We start from the raw sequence: 15,646 nt of genomic DNA, 5'->3' as shown, positions 1-15,646 counted from the left end.
AAGCGGTGCCGTGGGTTGAGAGCGTCGGTGAGCCCGGCGGCATGCAGTCGACCGAATAGGTGTGATGGCGGGGAGGTGATCCCGGAGCAGGCGGGAGTGCCCGCCGCGCTGTCGCAGAGGGCTCCCGCGTGATCGTGCAACGGTTGTGAAAATGGGGGAGCGGCTGGCGGGGCGCGACTTGGCTCGTCAGCCGGGGTGCCGAGGGAGTGCTGTGCGCATTCGAGTCCCCGACGGAGGTCTGGGCGCGTGGGGGCGCCGGGAGGGGGAAGGTCGTGAATCAGGCGGTTGTCTGCTTGAGCCGGTAGCTGGCAATGCCTAGCAGCAGCTTCGAGTCCTTGGCGGGAGCCGCAAAACATGGGAAGCCGGATCGGCGCCGGTCGGGGGTGGGTCGTTGGTGGTGACGGCGACCGTTTCGCTCTGAGCTCGAAGCGTGCCCGGGTGCCAGAAGACGGGCGTTGCGCAGGTTCGAACCCTCGGCGGGGGACCCAGAACATGGGAACGGGGGAAGCCGCCGGTCGGGGGTGGGCATCTGGTGATCCAGACGGTCGTCCAGCTGAAGCGGTAGGCCGATGATGCTTGGCCGCGGGTCGGGGTCCTGGGCGGGAGCCGCAATCAAGAGCAGTTCTTGATGTAGCCCGGTGACCTGCGTAGATTCGGTTATCGGCTTCAAAGTCGAGGAACGGCATCTTGCTCCGGTTGTGCCTGAAGGGCATCTGCCGCAGTTGGTGCCAGTTCTGGACCGGCAGCATGCGGAGCCCGTCACCCGGCTCCGCATGCTGTTTCGTCAGGCCGTGTTGGGAGTCCGGGCCGGGTATTCGCTGCACGCAGTGTGTCCGCGAGAGATCGCTGTCAGGTAGCGAGCGCGTTCCGCCTCCGTGAGGCGGCGGCCCACGCGTTCGCACACCTCTTTGATCCAGGTGTTGACCGAGGTGTCCCAGGACAGGACTTCACCTCCTTCGGTGATGGACCACAGGCGCTTCCCGTCGGGAGAGAAGACGAGGTTGCTTTGTGCACCGAGCCCCTCGGCCCCACCATATGATCGGGACACTGGGAGGACGGTGCTGGCGAGCCGATCACCGCTCTCGGCGTCCCACAGCCATACGGTGCCGTCTCCGGCCAGTGTTGCCGCCCACTGGCCGCTGGAGTCTGCCGTGACGGCCATAGGTCCTGCGCCGTCCGACCGCCACCGCAGTTTTCCCGTCCGCACGTCCCAGCGTTGCAGCACGCCACGGTCGGTGACGGCGAACAGGGAGTGGCTCTTCTCCGACAGTGCCAGAACGTCGAGCGTGCGGCCGTCGAGCTTGAGGCGGTGCACCCGGCGGCCGGATGGGAGTTCGTAGACGTCGACACGGCCGCCAGACGTCGCCACGGCGGCAAGGCCGCCCTTTTCGCTGACCGCCGTCCGGTACTCGGTCAGGCCGGACGTCTTGCGGTCCCTGTCCGTCAGGTGGGGGGCTGTCCGCTCGACCGGTGTGGAGAGCTCCTCCGTCTTGGGGTTGTAGAGGAGGACGGAGCCGTCGGAGAGCACGACCACGACACTGTCGTCCGGTCTGGTGGCGATGCGGGGTGGCACGGAGATGGTGTCCGTGCTGGCGGGCAAGGCGAAGACCCGCTTCCCGCCGAGTATTTCCTCTCTCCACGTCCACGCCTCCACCGCGTTCTGTGAGGCGGCGTACAGGGTGTTGCCATTCTGCGCGAAAGCGAGTCCCTCGTAGAACGTCTGCCCTCCTGCGCTCATGTCCGTGCCCTTCGGGGGCCGCAGGTCCAGCGTGGAGGGGACATCGGGGTCCCACTCGTGGCTCCACGCGATGTGCCCGTCTGGTGTCATGGCGAGTGGAAGCTGGGACGGGATCGTCGCGCCGTCGGGCACGGAGACGCCGAGTCGGTGCATGGTGGGCGCCGTGTTCCCCAGGGACCACAGGGCAACGGTGCTGCCGTCGGCTGAGGCCAGGCGATCGCCCGCACCCGGCGAAAAGGCGAGCACCGACGGTGTCTCGACTCCGGGGAGCGTCTCGATGACCGTCCTCTCCGGATCTCCCTGTGCTGTGGCTAGGAGGAGGCCCTGGCTTGTGCCCACCGCCGCACGGTCGCCGTCGGAGATGGCCAGACTCGACGACTGCTTGCCGGAAAGGATCGGCTGGGCTCCGCAGCCGTTCTCTCCGGAGGTGTCCCCGGGGAACTGTCCCTGGAGCAGTTGCGCGATCGACTCCAGCTCGACCGCCCCGAATCTGGAAAATCCGAAGCAGTTCCCGTTCGGCGACGCGGCGGAGACGTAGCCGTTGTGGGGATAGAGGCTGTCGTCGGACGACTTGATCGTGCGGAGCCTGTCGTCGTAAAGGCGCCAGCCCTCGGCTGTGACCACGGCCAGTTCGCGCCCCTTGTTTCGAAAGGCAAGGTTCAGTACGCCAGCACGCAGGGCGGTGACGACCTGCGCGTACGGCTCGTCGGTCCCGGCCCGGTACAGCCTGAGCGTTCCGCCACCGTTGGCTGCCAAGTCGTGGCTCGACGTGCGGAACCCAACCGCGTCCACCGGACCCTTTCCGGCAGACAGCTGGCGCGTATCGCCGGAGCGCAGGTCGTGCAGGACGGTCTCACCCGAGTCGGTGCCGACGGCCAGTAGCTGGTCGTCGTCGCTGAACTCCAGTGCGCTGACCTCGCCCTTGACGGAGACGTGCCCTACCTTGCGTGTGCCGTCGGATGTCCAGACGGTGACCGAGCCCTTGTCGGTGCCGGCGGCGACGTAGCGGGGCGAGGTGGTGAGAGCCAGGGCGGTCACTGTTCCCCCGCCTCGCACGAAGCGGACCAGGCGGGGGCTATGGGTCGTCAGCTGATACAGCGCCGACAGGGTCTCCGGGGTCTCCTGCACCTGGTACGCCTGGAGAGCCAGGAGAGAGGCCACCTCCAGGTCGTCATCTCTCAGGTTCAGCGCGGTGGCTGCCAGTTCGCGGGCGGTCGCGAGGCGGGCCTGGTCCTGGGCGGTGTTCCGCTGCGCGAAGGCGATCACCGTCGCAGCGATGAGTCCTAGACCCAGCATGATCGCCAGCCCCTGCATGATCCAGCGGAAGTTCCGTAACTTACGGCGCTGGGACACGTCCTCCCCGATCAGCTCGTCCTTGGGACGAGCGTGCAGGGTTGCGGCAAGGTCGGCCACGCAGTCCTGGAATCGCGGGTCGCGTGGGTCGTCCGGGTGGTCTTCGCCCATCCAGCGCAGGTCCAGCCAACGCGGCTCCTCGGGGAAGTGAGCCCGAAGAGCGCGGGGGAGACAGGTGGTCCGGTCCCAGTCGAAGTCTCCCGCCGCGCGGTCCCAGTGGAGCTCGCCTCCCGTGACGACGAGCAACAGATTGCTCGCCCGGGGACCCTGCCGCCACCAGGAGATCTCCTTGTTTACCCAGTGAGACTGCGCAGACTCGGGTGATGCCAGCAGGATGAGGTATTCGGATTCGCCGAGCGCCTGCTCCAACCTGCTCCAGAGACCCGGATCAGCCGACAGGGCGGCATTGTCGAGAAAGATTCGGAGTGCGCGCACCATCCTCCATGGATTTGCGAAGCGGTGCAGGGCGTGGCGCAGTTGCCGGGCCCGGTGACTGTCCGCTCTGCTGCTGTACGAGATGAATGCCGCGTAGCCCATTGGGAGCCTCTCCCGCCCTTCCGCACGGATCGTCGGACGCCATCGGCCATTGTTGTCGGGTGCGTGTCAATCTGGCAGCAGTAATCAAGCTCAAGAGAGCTCGTTGTCACCTCATGCCGAATGCAAGACTTCGTGCCTGCACCCGGCACCACGGCGACTCTGGCCCGCGACGCCGGCTCAGCAGCGCATCTATTTGCAAGTCTGCGGTAGTTCGCTACGCCGCGGGGCGAACTCCTGCCATTCGCGGGTCGTCAAACCACCGTCCGCGATCCGGCACAGGGCGGTGCGCCAGCGCTCGGGATTCAGATCCCACAGTGTCGTTCCCTCGGCTGTGACGACGGCCGCTTGATGTCCGGATCGGCTGCCGGCAACCGCCAGAGGGGTCCCGCTGTCCCAGGGAGACGTCCACCTGGGTGCGGGCCCGCCGCGGTCGACATAATGGAAGGTGACGCCCTCGGGGGCGAACGACACCAGCCGGGAGGCCGCGCCATCCGCCACCCAACCCTGGGAGCCAGTCGGCCAGTTGCCTCCAATGACCGACTTCTGCTGCCCGGTCTGGGGATCCCACAGCTCCATTCCCCTGGATCTCTCACCGTCTCTCTCGGCGCCATCGGCCGTGAACTTCCAGTGGACCACGTAGAGAATCAGTGTCGAACCGTCAGGGCTCATCGCAAGATCTGCGACGTGGGCGTCGGGAAGGCGCAGGGGGACTGGTGCGGAGAGTTGCCCCTTCTCGCTGGGCTCCCTGACCTCGACCACGGCCTCGGGGGTCCTGGGGGCCTCGTAGCCGCTGACGGTCAGGGTTGCCAGGCGACGGCCGTGCGGATCTGCGGCGAGCGTCCCTTCGCCCTTGAGGAAGGATCCCGGTCGGCCGCCCCGGCTGACCAGCCGAACTCCCTTGTCCGTGGCTACTGCCAGCGTTCCGGAAGACAACTCGGCGACGCTGTGCAGCTCCCGGGCCCCGAGTCGATCGGCCGTTATCTGCCACACGGGAGTCAGAGGATCGCGGCGCCAGTGGACGAGGCGGTATGCATCTCCTGACACACCGATGGTCGTCAGGCGGTGCCCGTCCGGAGAGAAGGCCAGGTCCAGCCAGTTAGTGCCCCGCCCATCGCCGGGTGAAGAACGGTCGACAGGTTTCAGATTCTTCGAATCGTAGACGGCGATGCGGTCCTGTTCTAGGACGCCGAGTCGGCCCCCGTCGTCCCACTCGGCCTGGGAGGCAGATGCGCCCCACGGGAGTCGGCGAAACCGGTTGTCGTGCCCGGGAGTCGTCAGAGCCAGCTGCTGTTCGTCTGTGGACAGCACCCGCCTGCCGTCGCTGCTGATGGCCAGGTTACCGATGCGCTCGGCGTGTCGGAACAGCGCGGTGTGCGAACCGGACCTCAGATCCAGGGCGAACACCCGGCCGTCGCTGCAGCCGACAACCGCAGTACGGCCGTCCGCCGCGGCCTTCAGGCCGTAGACGTCGCATTCGGCCGGCAGAGACACTCTGCCGTGGCGCGACCCGTTCCTGGTGTCGACGAATTCCACACGGGTGTCTCGGACGGTGGCGATACGGCTGCCGTCTGGGGAGAAAGCGGTCGGCGTGCCGGGGAGAGCGATCGCCTCGTCCGGCGGTAACCATTGCCGACGACGAAGGTCCCACGCGCGCAGGGCCGCGCGGTCACGGTCGATGTCCGTCGCCAGTGCAAGCACACGTCGGCCATCGGTGGAGAAGGCGACGTCGTCGATCCTCAGCCGGGGGCCGAGAGACGGCGCCGTGGTGACCGACCCTCGCTCGGGATCCCACAATTCCAGGCCGTTGCCGCCGACGGGCTCCGCCAGCACGGGGCCTTCGTCTGCGATATCGATGCCGCCGGGCGCCGCAATGAGGGATGTGTCCGCCGCGACAGCGAAGGTGGACCCGATCCTGTCGGTGTGCGGGCCTTCCCGGCCGCCATCGGCGAGGTTCCAGCTCCGCATTCCGTGGCCGCTCTGCGAGGCAAACAGCCATCGCCCGTCGGCGCTGAAGGCCAGCTGGTCGATGTCGCCCCATCCTTCCCCGCCGGCACCCGGTGGGGCGTCCTCGGAAACCGGTGCGGTCAGCAGGTGCTCTCGACGCGACGGGTCCGCGTCCCGCACCTCGATGGTCGAGCCGTCACGCCCGCTGAATGCGAAGAGGTTGTCCGGGCCGACGGCCGCGGCAACGAAGGAGACCGTCCCGTCCACCTGGTGGTCCTGGATCAACTGAACGTGCCGCATCTGGTCCATACGCTGGATCATGGCGGTCGTGGACTCTGGTGTCGGCTCCATGGCGTAGGCGGCGACGGCGAGCCGGGCCGCCAGCACCGGGTCCTGGTCGGCCTCTTCGGCCGAGCGGTGCGCCAGGGCCCGGGAGATCGCCAGCTGTTCCTGCGCATCCGCCTCGTTCCTGGCGCCCTTCCACACCGCCCACCCGACAAACACCACCATCGCCATAAAGAGGGCGAACAGCGAGGAGTTCCAGCGGCGCCGGCGTCGCTCCTCCTTGATGAGAACCTCGACCTTCTCGCCGTACACAGGCGCCGCTAGCTGGCAGACGGCGTTGTGGGCGGGCGACAGTAGAAGCGCGATTCTGGGGTGGACCAGCCAGCGACGCTTGTAGGGTCGCAGATCCACCCATTTCGGCTCCTGTTCGAAGAACCCGTACAGGGCAGGAGGTACGGTGTCGGACTCCACCCTCTTGAAGTCGCTTGCCTCCTTGTCCCACCTCAATTTCCCGCCTGTGTGGGCGATCAGGACGGGACGGCTGGCGTTCCTCTCACGCCACCACTCGATCTCGTGGTTGATCCATGCGGATTCGGCGGCCTGGGGCGAGGCGAGCAGGATCAGCGTGCGGGACGCGTCAAGGGCCCGCTTCAGCTCGTCGGAGAGCTCGCCGCTGGCCGGAGTGGACCGCTGGTCAAGGTAGATGCGGAGCTGTGGCCGTCTCCGCCGTCGATTGGTCCCGGGTAGCCCCGAACCGACACTCCGCAGCTTGTACCGCAGGGCGGGCGCGAGCGCTCGGTCGGCTGCAGTTGCGTAGGAGATGAAGGCGTCGTAATGCTCGTAGTCCTCGGACCGTTCGGACTCTCTGAGCCTCATACGCCAATTCACGCGGCCCCCTCCCGACACTCGGAATCCGGTTCTTCCCCACCTTGTCGCCCGCCACACGAAGATCGCCGCGGACGCTTCGAGCGCAGGTGACTACGGATGAAAGCGAGGGACGGGTACTTGGGACGCGGTCAGGCGGTTGCGGAGCGCTGCGCCGCATCCTGCCCTGGCACGCCGCCCGTGTGACGAGCCGCGTGCCAGGCGGATCTGCGTAAATGGCGTTCGGGGTCACGGATGCCCGCGATCTCACCCAGGCCGACGACATACGGCCGCAGACTGCGCTGGAGTTCGCGCAGGGCCTGCCGGAACTCCGCGTTGTCGGGCCAGGCCGACTCGTCCTGGTCGGGGTGGGCCTCCTCGAAGGCGCGCAGCCGGGGATGCCAGGTGGCCAGGAAGGGTGCGAGTTCGAAGTTGAGGATGTCCAGGACCAGTTCGTGGACGGAGTCGCCGTCCGCGGGGGGAGGCGGAGCGCTGCCGGACTCCAGGGGCTCGCGGTACATGTCGAACAGCGTCTTGAGGGACGTGAGGGCTTCGCGCAGATTGCCGCTTCCGTCGTCCAACGGGCGGGTTGCCACGCGCGTCGATGCTTGGAAGAACATGCGCAGCGCCGCCTGCCGCATGTCCGTGTTTGCCTTGAACGTCATCTCGCTGCCGGGCAGGACGAGCCGCACCTCGGTCAACTGGACCGATCTGCGGTAGACATCGGCGCCGAGCACAAGGGCGATGCCGACCACACCGCCGACCACGACGGAGAGCAACTGGCCCCCCGTCTGGCTGATGGAGTACGCGGCGACGCCGACCACACCGCCGACCACAGCGGCCAGCACCGCCCGCCCCGCTGTGCCTACCGCAGCAGCGATGGTCCACCCCCGACGCACCGTCACCTCTTGATGTCCTTTCCCCGGTCATTGCATCGCACGGAGACCCATCCGTGCTGGTGGGGAACTTACCGGGTCAGGTGCTCTGGCGCAGTCGCCCCAGTCCGCGGCTTGCCAGGGCGGCGATCTCCTGGGGGTAGTGGGAACCGGCCAGCTGCTGGTTCTCCTCGTCGGTCAGGCCGTTGTGCAGGCCCGCCCACGTGGGAGCGTCACTGAGTGCCCGAAGCCGCTCCAGGCCGTCGAGGAAGCGAGGATCGGGCGGAATGGCGTCCGAGGGATGGGGTACCTCCGGTGCACCGGTGAGGCCGAGCGTCTTGGCGATCTCGGAAGTGACTCCGCCGTAGCCGGCCGCGAGATAGACGGGCAGCCCGACTTCCAAGGCCAGCAGAGCTTCTTCCACGAGCCCCGGCAGGGTCCCGAGGAACCCTCCTCGCTTGCCACCGAGGAGCAGGTGCGCGTCCACGTGGCGCATGAGGTGGCGACGCATGCCAGTGAGCGCGCGGTGCCTGATCTCGGGGTCGGTCTCGGGCACAGGTGCCTCACCCCGGTCGGCGGCGGGGTCGACCGGCTCGCCGTCGATGCTCAGGCAGACGATCTCGCCATAGCGTCCGAACTGTTCTCGATGGAGATCGAGTTCCGACAGCGGCAGTTTGCGGTGCTCGGTCCAGGCCAGGCAGTTGAGCAGCGGGCGAGACGAGGGCGCGTACTGCCGCATCTGCTCGATCAAGAAGAGGGTGTAGCCGTCTGGCCGCAGGTTTCCTCCGTAGGCCAGCTTGCCGCCCGCCGTCACGACGAGCTGCGCGAGTTCACCGAGGACCGTGCGGAACTGGGTTTCGGCCAGGCCCAGCCGGTCCAGGTCTGCACTGGTCGCGACCGAGATACCGATCCGCATTCCCTTCAGGGCATCGGTCGGCAGTACGTCGGACATGTACGTCCCTCCGTTCTCGCGCATACGGTCCCGGTCCAGGGCGACGAACTGCTGAGGGGTCATGGACTCGAAGACCAGCCCCCTCAATGACGCGACATCCCGCAGCTGCGCGGCCTCGGTCGGCCGGACCGGGGCGCCGGCGTGCAGGACGCTGAACCGGTGGGTCGTAGACGGGGCTTTGGCGGTCTGAGTGTGTCTCTTCAGTTCCGCCGTGAGCGTTTCCGCTTCCGGCGGGTGGAAACTCATCCGGGTCGTCGACTCGTCGATGTACCGGCGCAAGGACGTGCTCTGGTGCCGCCACAGAGCGTACGACAGGTAGTCGTCCACTAGGAGGTTCACCCCCCGGAAGACGTCCGGCTCCGACCAGCCGTCCTCCAGCATGCGTACGCGTACCCGGCGCGCGTTCCCGGCGAGCGACGAGGCTCGCTCCTCGCCGTGGGTGAGGGCGTCCAGCATGACGATGGGGATGCCCTCCCGTTTCGCGGTCCACAGCTCCTCCAGACACCAGTGGCGTGTGGAGTACAGGTCGGTGACGACGGCCAGGAAGGCGCCGCGCCCGGCGTTCTCGTAGAGCCGCTGGGCGAAGTCCTCGCCCGGCTGGAGGGAGACGGCGTCCAGGAAGGCGTGCACACGTGTTCGTGCGATGACGGACATGACGAGGTCGGCGAGGGCGCCGGGGCCGACCGGGTCGTCGGGGGTTCGTGTCTGTCGGGTGTGGCTGACGAACACCTGGAGGCGGCCGTCCTGATCCGCGGCGACGAGCTGTGCGATGCCCTGCGCCAGCTCGCGGCAGAGCGCCTGCAACCACGGTTCGGGCGCAGCTCCCTCCGGCGTGCGGGGCACGCCGATCCGCTGCTGAGGGAAGAGGCTCTCGAGCGCCGTGGGTCTGCCGCCCTGTTTGGCCGTGGACACAGGGAACACGCCCACATGACGTGGGCTGTCCGCCCACGCGTCCGCAATGGCTCGGGCGTATGCGCACCACGGACCCGAGGTGTCCTCCGCGGCGACCATCCACTCGTCGTCCAGCACCGGGACGACCACGGTGAAGTGTCCCTGCTCGGGTCTTCGGGAGCCCGGCCCTGGGAACGGTATGGGCCGGGGGATGTCACCCGGCCCGCGGAACCCCGCCGACCGGATGTAGGTCTCCACGGGGTTGCTGATCAAGCCGGTGCCCACTCCGCCGCGGAAGTGTGCGCTCACCCGTTCCGCGATCTTGGGGCCCGACCGGTCGCCCGGATGCCACACGACGTAGATCTCGACGACGGGCGCGAGCACCTGTGTCCCCTTTCTGTCAGGCCGCACGGCAACAATGCCTGGTGCGGGGCGAGTTGGCCAACAAAATGCCCCGGTCCGGCTTCGCTCGATCGTCATGACCGCCAGGTTTCCTTCATCCGGACGAGGGAACAGGACGTACAACATGTGACCGACGGTCACTTGGTACGGACGCGGCGGGGGAGCGGACGAGCGGATGAGCGGACAGTGGGGTCGCCCTGTCTTGGGTGACCAGTGAGCCGCAGGCGCAGCGAGGCAATCGAAAGCCAGGGAGTCACATACGACGCCTTCATCTCCTACAGCCATGCGTGGGACAAGGACGTCGCGAAGGCCTTCCAGAGCGCGTTGCAGGGCTTCGACCGCCCCTGGTACAGGCCGAGAAGCCTGAAGCTGTTCCGAGACGAGACCAACCTCGCGGCAAGTCCGCATTTGTGGCGGGAGATCGAACAGGGGCTCACCCGGTCCCGGTGGCTCGTGGTGATGGCGTGCCCCTCGGCCGCCCTGTCTCCGTGGGTGAGGCAGGAGATCCGCTGGTGGCTCACCCACCGGTCGGCGGACACCCTGCTCATCGGGTGGACCGACGGCACGCTGGTCTGGGACGCCGAGCGGGTGTCGTTCGACTGGTTGCTGACCGACGCCCTGCCGCAGGAGGAGATGGCCCAGGCCTTCGATGAGGAGCCGCGCTGGGTCGACCTGCGCTGGTTACGCAGCCCGGAACAGGCCAATTCGGACCCGCGGCTGATCGAGTGCGTGGCAGAGTTCGTCGCGCCCCTAACGGGCAAGTCGAAGGACGAGCTGATCGGCGACCATGTGCGCCAGCGCCGTCGGACCCGCCACTGGGTGCAGGCCACGGTCGCCGTTCTCACGACGCTGCTCCTCCTCGCCGCGGCCGGCGGAATCACCGCCTACAACCAGCGCAACACCGCCCGCGCCCAAACCCTGGTCGCGCAGTCCCGGCAACTCGTCGCCGAGGCATCGTCAATCAGGGACAGCCAGCCCGAACTGGCACGCCAACTGATGGTGCAGGCCTACCGACTCGCGCCCACGGCCGAAGCGATCGGGGCGCTCGTCGAGAGCTACTCGATGCCCCGCGTCATCCACGGGCGCGGCGACTTACAGGCCGCCGCGTACAGCAGCCGAGGACTGCTGGCCGTGGCCGACGACGACGGCGTCCGCCTGTTCGACCCCGCCCGCGGAACACATCCGGTCTCCGTGGACTCCACGAAGCGCCCGGTGACCGCAGTCGCTTTCAGCAGGAACGGCAGGCTGCTGGCTCTCGGCGGCGCCGATGGCAAGGTGCGGCTGCTGGACGTGACGGACGGCAGCCGCCCCAGGACCCTGGGGGAGTCGGCCACGGTGGTGGCCGACCGCACGGAGGTCGGCGTTCTCGTCTTCACCTCCGGCGGGTGGCTGGTCGCCCTGACGTGGAAGGGCGGTGCGTTCCTCGACATCCAGGACCCTGCGCGCCCGAGGTCCCTCAACTCCCTGCCCGCCGGCACGGTCGCGGCGAGCCCGAAGGGCGATCTGATCGCCACGGAGGAGTCGCTAGGGCAAGGAGAGCAAGGGGAACCAGGAGAACAAGGAGCACGTCTGCGGCTGTGGGCCGTGTCCGACTCGGCTCGGCTGCGCCTGGTTGCCACGGTCGCCTCAGCGCCCGGCGACGTCTCCAGTGCGCCGCAGCACGTGGCGTTCAGCCCGAACGGCCAGGCCCTCGCTGTCGCTGGCGGAGACGGCCGGGTGCTTCTGTGGGACATCGCGGACCCCGCCAAGCCAGTCGCCCGACCGGATCTGTACACGCAGAGCCGCTTCGGTCTCCATGCCGTGGCGTTCTCCCCGGACGCGACCACCCTGGCCGCCGGGGACAGCGACGGCACGGTCACGCTGTGGGACGTCTCCGACCCCCTTCGCCCCCGTTCCGGCGCCCGGTTGAGCGGCCACACGACGTCGGTGGGCGGCCTGGGTTTCAGCCCGGACGGGAACACCGTGGCCTCTGTCGGCATCGCCGACTTCACCGACCTCGGCGACGACAAGGGCACCGTGCGGCTGTGGGCCGTCTCGGGAAGCGAGCGGACCTCCGCGGCCGCCAAGCTGCCGGCCGAGGGAACCTTCCCGCCCTCCTTCAGTCCCGACAGCCGCCTGTTGGCCGCCGGCGGCCAACCCACCACGGTGTGGCGGGTGGACGGCACACGGCCGCCGCGTCTCCTGGCCACCTTGGAGCCGTTCAACAACGACGGCCAGGTCGCGGCCTTCGGCACCAGCGGGCACACGCTGTTCTCCGGCCTGCCGGTGCGGGCATGGGAGATGACCGATCCGGCGAACCCGCGCGAGCTGGCCCCGGGGGCGACCGGCACGGGCGGAGCCAATAACTTCAGCGTGAACCCGGTCCTTCCCCTGGCAGCCGCAGGCGCGGGACCCGGCGAGGCGGTGCAGCTGTGGGACATCAGCAGCAGGACGCGGCCCACCCTGCTGGGCACCCTCGGCGAATCCGACACCGTAATCCAGGCCCTCGCCTTCAGCCCGGACGGCGCGCTGCTTGCGGCACCGACCCAAAAGGGCGGCGTACGGCTCTGGCGGGTCGCGCAGAACGCCCGGCCCACGCCTGCCGGAGACCTCCCGAATGCAGGAGGGAAGGCCACCGCACTGGCCTTCGGCCCGGACGACCGTACGCTGCTCGTCGGCGACGAGACCGGGACGATCACCACGTGGGACGTTTCGCATCCCGACCGGCCGGTGCGAAAGGGCACTTCCACCCGGCACACCGGATCCATCACTGGACTAGCCTTCCACCCGGGCGGAGAGCTTGCGGCCACCGCCGGTGTGGACGGCCGCATCCGCCTGTGGAACCTCGGCGACCCGGCCCGCCCCGTCGAGGTGAACTCGCTGAGCGGTGGCGGCCTCTACCCCCTCGCGACCGTGGGCTTCAGCCCGGATAGCCGCCTGCTGGCGGTCAGCGGTGACAGCGGCCTGCGGCTGTGGATCGTGGACCGGGCCGGCATCCTCCGGCGTCTGTGCGCGGAGTCCCCCCGCATCACCCGCAACCAGTGGATGCAATACCTCCCGGACCGGCCCTACGACCCACCCTGCGCCTGACGCATAAGACGGAGGACACAGTGGCAACCGGCTTGCAGCGCATCAACCCGCTCACCGCGTTCCTGGCGATTTTGCTGACCACCAGCGCGTGCGACACACCGAGCCCCGCGCCCCCTGTCAAACCATCGACCCAGGGAACCGCCGCATCCGACGCCGAGTCCTCGGACGCGTCTGCCACCACGTCGTCGGCCGGTCCCGAGGTCGTCGGGCCGGCGCCGGTGGATCTGCACGACGTGGACTGGACGAATACACCCGCCCCGGGCGAGTTCTGTGGCGTGAAGGGGCTCGTGCGATTCGACGCCCAGAGCGAGGCCAGGGCCAAGTCCACAGTGTGGGGACCGGTTCGTGTCCGCCGTGGGACGGAAGTCCTTTACGGCGACACGGACGGCGACAACCGCGACGAGGCCGTCGTCTATGTCGGCTGCGACGACAACGGTAAGACGCAGAACGCACAGATCGCCGCCGGGTATGTGGTGTACGGGCGCGCGGGGAAAAACCTCGTCGTCATCGGTTCGATCACCCCGCGGCAGTCCGGACAGTACAGCACGGCACTAGTGGGTGCGGAGTTCGCACCGGGCCGGATTGTCGTGCACGAGAAGTGGTACCGCACCAACGACCCACACTGCTGCCCCACCGGTGACGCCACCACCGTCTGGACTCGTGAGGACAACCGGCTGACCCCGGGCGACCCCCGCATCACCTCATGATTTCAGGGCGCGAGAGGGCAGAGGGCCACTACGACCTCTTCATCTCGTACAGCCAGAATCTGGACGGCGAAGTCGCGACCGTCTTCCAGCGGAGCACGGAGAACTTCGGGCGCCCGTGGTACCGGCCGACGCAGTTGCGGGTGTTCCGCGGATTCAAAGGATCTCGTCCCAGTACCGGTCGAAAGCATTGTCCGGGCGCGCGGCCGTGACGGACAGCAGCCTGTCGCCGATCGCCAGCTGGTGCTCCCGGCAGTCGTCCATGAGCGACGGCTCTCGCACACTTCCTGGTCTGTCTAACTCATACGGATTCATCATTGAACCGATGGGATCAGCGCGCAGGCCAATCGGGTGCGTGCGCGCACCGTTTGAATCTCCCAAGAAGTTCTGCGAGCACCCATGTTGACGCCCACAGGCACTGCACAGCGCCGTTGACGGGTCTTCGAACTTGAGCGGTGCGTCTCGTCGGGCGCGCTGACTGTTCGTCACGATGTGTGATGTGCATGGCGGGAGTGGCCCCTGGACGCAGGACGCCCGTGGTCCTGAGTGATCAGTTCTGTTCTCTACGCAGAATGATCATTGGGGAGCCACGGGCTTGGTCAACGATACGACGTTGCTGCTCGGCCTCGACGGGGTGTCCGTCGTGCGGGTCGAGTCGCTGGCCGACGGGACGCGTCGGGTGCACCTGATCACGGCGGATGATGCGGCGCGGGCCTGCCCGTCCTGCGGGGTCTTCGCCTCCCGGGTGAAGGGGCTGGCGGTGACCCGGCCGCGTGATCTGCCCTACGGCGAACGGGGGTTGGAGCTCTTCTGGCACAGGCGCCGCTGGTGGTGCCGCGAGCCGGCATGCCCGAGGAAGTCGTTCACCGAGAGCATTGCCCAGATACCGGCCGGTGCGCGGATCACCGCCCGGCTGCGCCAGGCGGCCGGACACCGGGTAGGGGATGCGGGCTCCACGGTCATCCAGGCCGCCCGTGACCTGCGTCTGTCCTGGCCGACGGTGATGGGCGCCTTCCGTACAACGGCGCGCGAGGTGGTCGACGCCCCGCTGCCCGAGGTGACGGGTGCTGGGCATCGACTAGACCCGCCGGGGCAAGACGAAGTGGGAGCAGGACCCCGAGTCCGGCAAGTGGCGTCTGACCCGGGATCGGTGGCACACCGGGTTCGTCGACGCGGCCGGCCACGGCGGGCTGCTCGGCCAGGGCGAGGGCCGCACCGTCGCCGACGTCCTGGCCTGGCTGTCCACCACACCGCTGACCTGGCGCAAGAACATCCGCCACGTCGCCATCGACATGTCGGCCACCTACCGCGCCGCGATCCGCACCGGCCTGCCCGACACCACCGTCGTGGTCGACCACTTCCACGTCGTCCAACTCGCCAACAAGATGCTCTCCATGATCCGCCGCCGCACCACCGCCGAGATCCGCGGACGGCGCGGACGCGCCAGCGACCCAGAGTGGAAGGCGAGGCGACGCCTGCTGCGCAACCGCGAGGACCTTACCGACGAGCAGTTCGCCACCATGTGGAACCCGCTGCTGGCCGAAGGGAAGATCGGCCGCACCCTGCTGACCGCGTGGATCGCCAAGGAGTCCCTGCGTAACCTCCTCGCCCTGGCCCGCACCGGCGCCGACCGCCACCGCATCGGCCACGCACGGTGGAAGTTCCTGACCTGGTGCGCGGACGCCGACATCCCCGAAGTCCGCCAGCTCGCCACCACCGTCGACCGCTGGTGGACCGAGATCTCCGTTCATCGACACCGGCCACACCAACGCCAAGAGCGAAGGGATCAACCGCGTGATCAAGCTCGTCGCCCGCGCCGCCTTCGGCTTCCGCAACGCCGACAGCCAACGCCTACGCACACGCTGCGTCACCACCCGCCGAGCCCGCGGCCGCCTCCGCACCGCTCAACTTTGAAGACCCCCGTTGACAGGCGTCAAGTCGGGGCAGAGCTGAACCCGTGCCACTGACGGCAGGTGGCTGCGGCCCTGCCTCAGCGGGCCTCGGAGGGTGCCGTCACGAGCGGGTCCAGGTC

At 68.3% G+C, this 15,646-nt stretch carries 8 protein-coding genes and 3 pseudogenes; 5 read left to right on the top strand and 6 right to left on the bottom strand.

Features of this window, described 5'->3' with window-relative positions:
- Nucleotides 1-784 precede the first annotated feature (784 nt).
- The 5 genes and pseudogenes from ACFU95_RS21725 to ACFU95_RS21705 all read right to left on the bottom strand — a co-directional run bounded on the left by ACFU95_RS21725 (nucleotide 785) and on the right by ACFU95_RS21705 (nucleotide 9,823).
- Complete coding sequence (locus ACFU95_RS21725) at nucleotides 785-3,337, bottom strand: WD40 repeat domain-containing protein (RefSeq protein WP_383830121.1); 2,553 nt, start codon at nucleotides 3,335-3,337, stop codon at nucleotides 785-787.
- A 12-nt stretch (nucleotides 3,338-3,349) separates the two neighbouring features.
- Nucleotides 3,350-3,628 (bottom strand): annotated as a pseudogene (locus tag ACFU95_RS21720) (toll/interleukin-1 receptor domain-containing protein); the annotation flags it as partial.
- A 189-nt stretch (nucleotides 3,629-3,817) separates the two neighbouring features.
- On the bottom strand, nucleotides 3,818-6,733 hold the full coding sequence (locus ACFU95_RS21715) for a toll/interleukin-1 receptor domain-containing protein (RefSeq protein WP_383829957.1): 2,916 nt from the start codon (nucleotides 6,731-6,733) through the stop codon (nucleotides 3,818-3,820).
- Between the two features lie 140 nt (nucleotides 6,734-6,873).
- Complete coding sequence (locus ACFU95_RS21710; RefSeq protein WP_383829954.1) at nucleotides 6,874-7,626, bottom strand: hypothetical protein; 753 nt, start codon at nucleotides 7,624-7,626, stop codon at nucleotides 6,874-6,876.
- Nucleotides 7,627-7,696: 70 nt separating this feature from the next.
- Nucleotides 7,697-9,823, bottom strand: a complete 2,127-nt coding sequence (locus tag ACFU95_RS21705; RefSeq protein ID WP_383829951.1) for a hypothetical protein — start codon at nucleotides 9,821-9,823, stop codon at nucleotides 7,697-7,699.
- Between the two features lie 231 nt (nucleotides 9,824-10,054).
- Between ACFU95_RS21705 and ACFU95_RS21700 the strand changes: the two genes are divergently transcribed.
- Both ACFU95_RS21700 and ACFU95_RS21695 read left to right on the top strand, forming a co-directional pair.
- Complete coding sequence (locus ACFU95_RS21700) at nucleotides 10,055-12,910, top strand: TIR domain-containing protein (RefSeq protein WP_383829948.1); 2,856 nt, start codon at nucleotides 10,055-10,057, stop codon at nucleotides 12,908-12,910.
- A gap of 20 nt (nucleotides 12,911-12,930) precedes the next feature.
- On the top strand, nucleotides 12,931-13,617 hold the full coding sequence (locus tag ACFU95_RS21695; RefSeq protein WP_383829945.1) for a hypothetical protein: 687 nt from the start codon (nucleotides 12,931-12,933) through the stop codon (nucleotides 13,615-13,617).
- Nucleotides 13,618-13,770: 153 nt separating this feature from the next.
- On the opposite strand, the gene ACFU95_RS21690 is transcribed toward ACFU95_RS21695, so the two are convergent.
- A complete protein-coding gene (locus ACFU95_RS21690) occupies nucleotides 13,771-13,896 on the bottom strand; it encodes a hypothetical protein (protein WP_383829942.1) in 126 nt (41 codons plus the stop codon).
- A 352-nt stretch (nucleotides 13,897-14,248) separates the two neighbouring features.
- Here ACFU95_RS21690 and ACFU95_RS21685 point away from each other — a divergent pair.
- From ACFU95_RS21685 to ACFU95_RS21675, 3 genes and pseudogenes are all read left to right on the top strand, one after another.
- Nucleotides 14,249-14,620, top strand: a pseudogene (locus ACFU95_RS21685) (transposase family protein); the annotation flags it as partial.
- Nucleotides 14,621-14,750: 130 nt separating this feature from the next.
- Nucleotides 14,751-15,347, top strand: a pseudogene (locus ACFU95_RS21680) (transposase); the annotation flags it as partial.
- A gap of 61 nt (nucleotides 15,348-15,408) precedes the next feature.
- Entirely contained in the window at nucleotides 15,409-15,528 is a 120-nt protein-coding gene (locus ACFU95_RS21675) for a hypothetical protein (protein ID WP_383829939.1), read from the top strand.
- The last annotated feature ends 118 nt before the right edge of the window (nucleotides 15,529-15,646 follow it).

The sequence above is a fragment of the Streptomyces sp. NPDC057623 genome (genome assembly GCF_042800355.1).
Taxonomy (GTDB): Bacteria; Actinomycetota; Actinomycetes; order Streptomycetales; family Streptomycetaceae; genus Streptomyces.
Note: the sequence above shows the minus strand (reverse complement) of the source record. Positions and strands in the feature narration are given on the sequence as shown.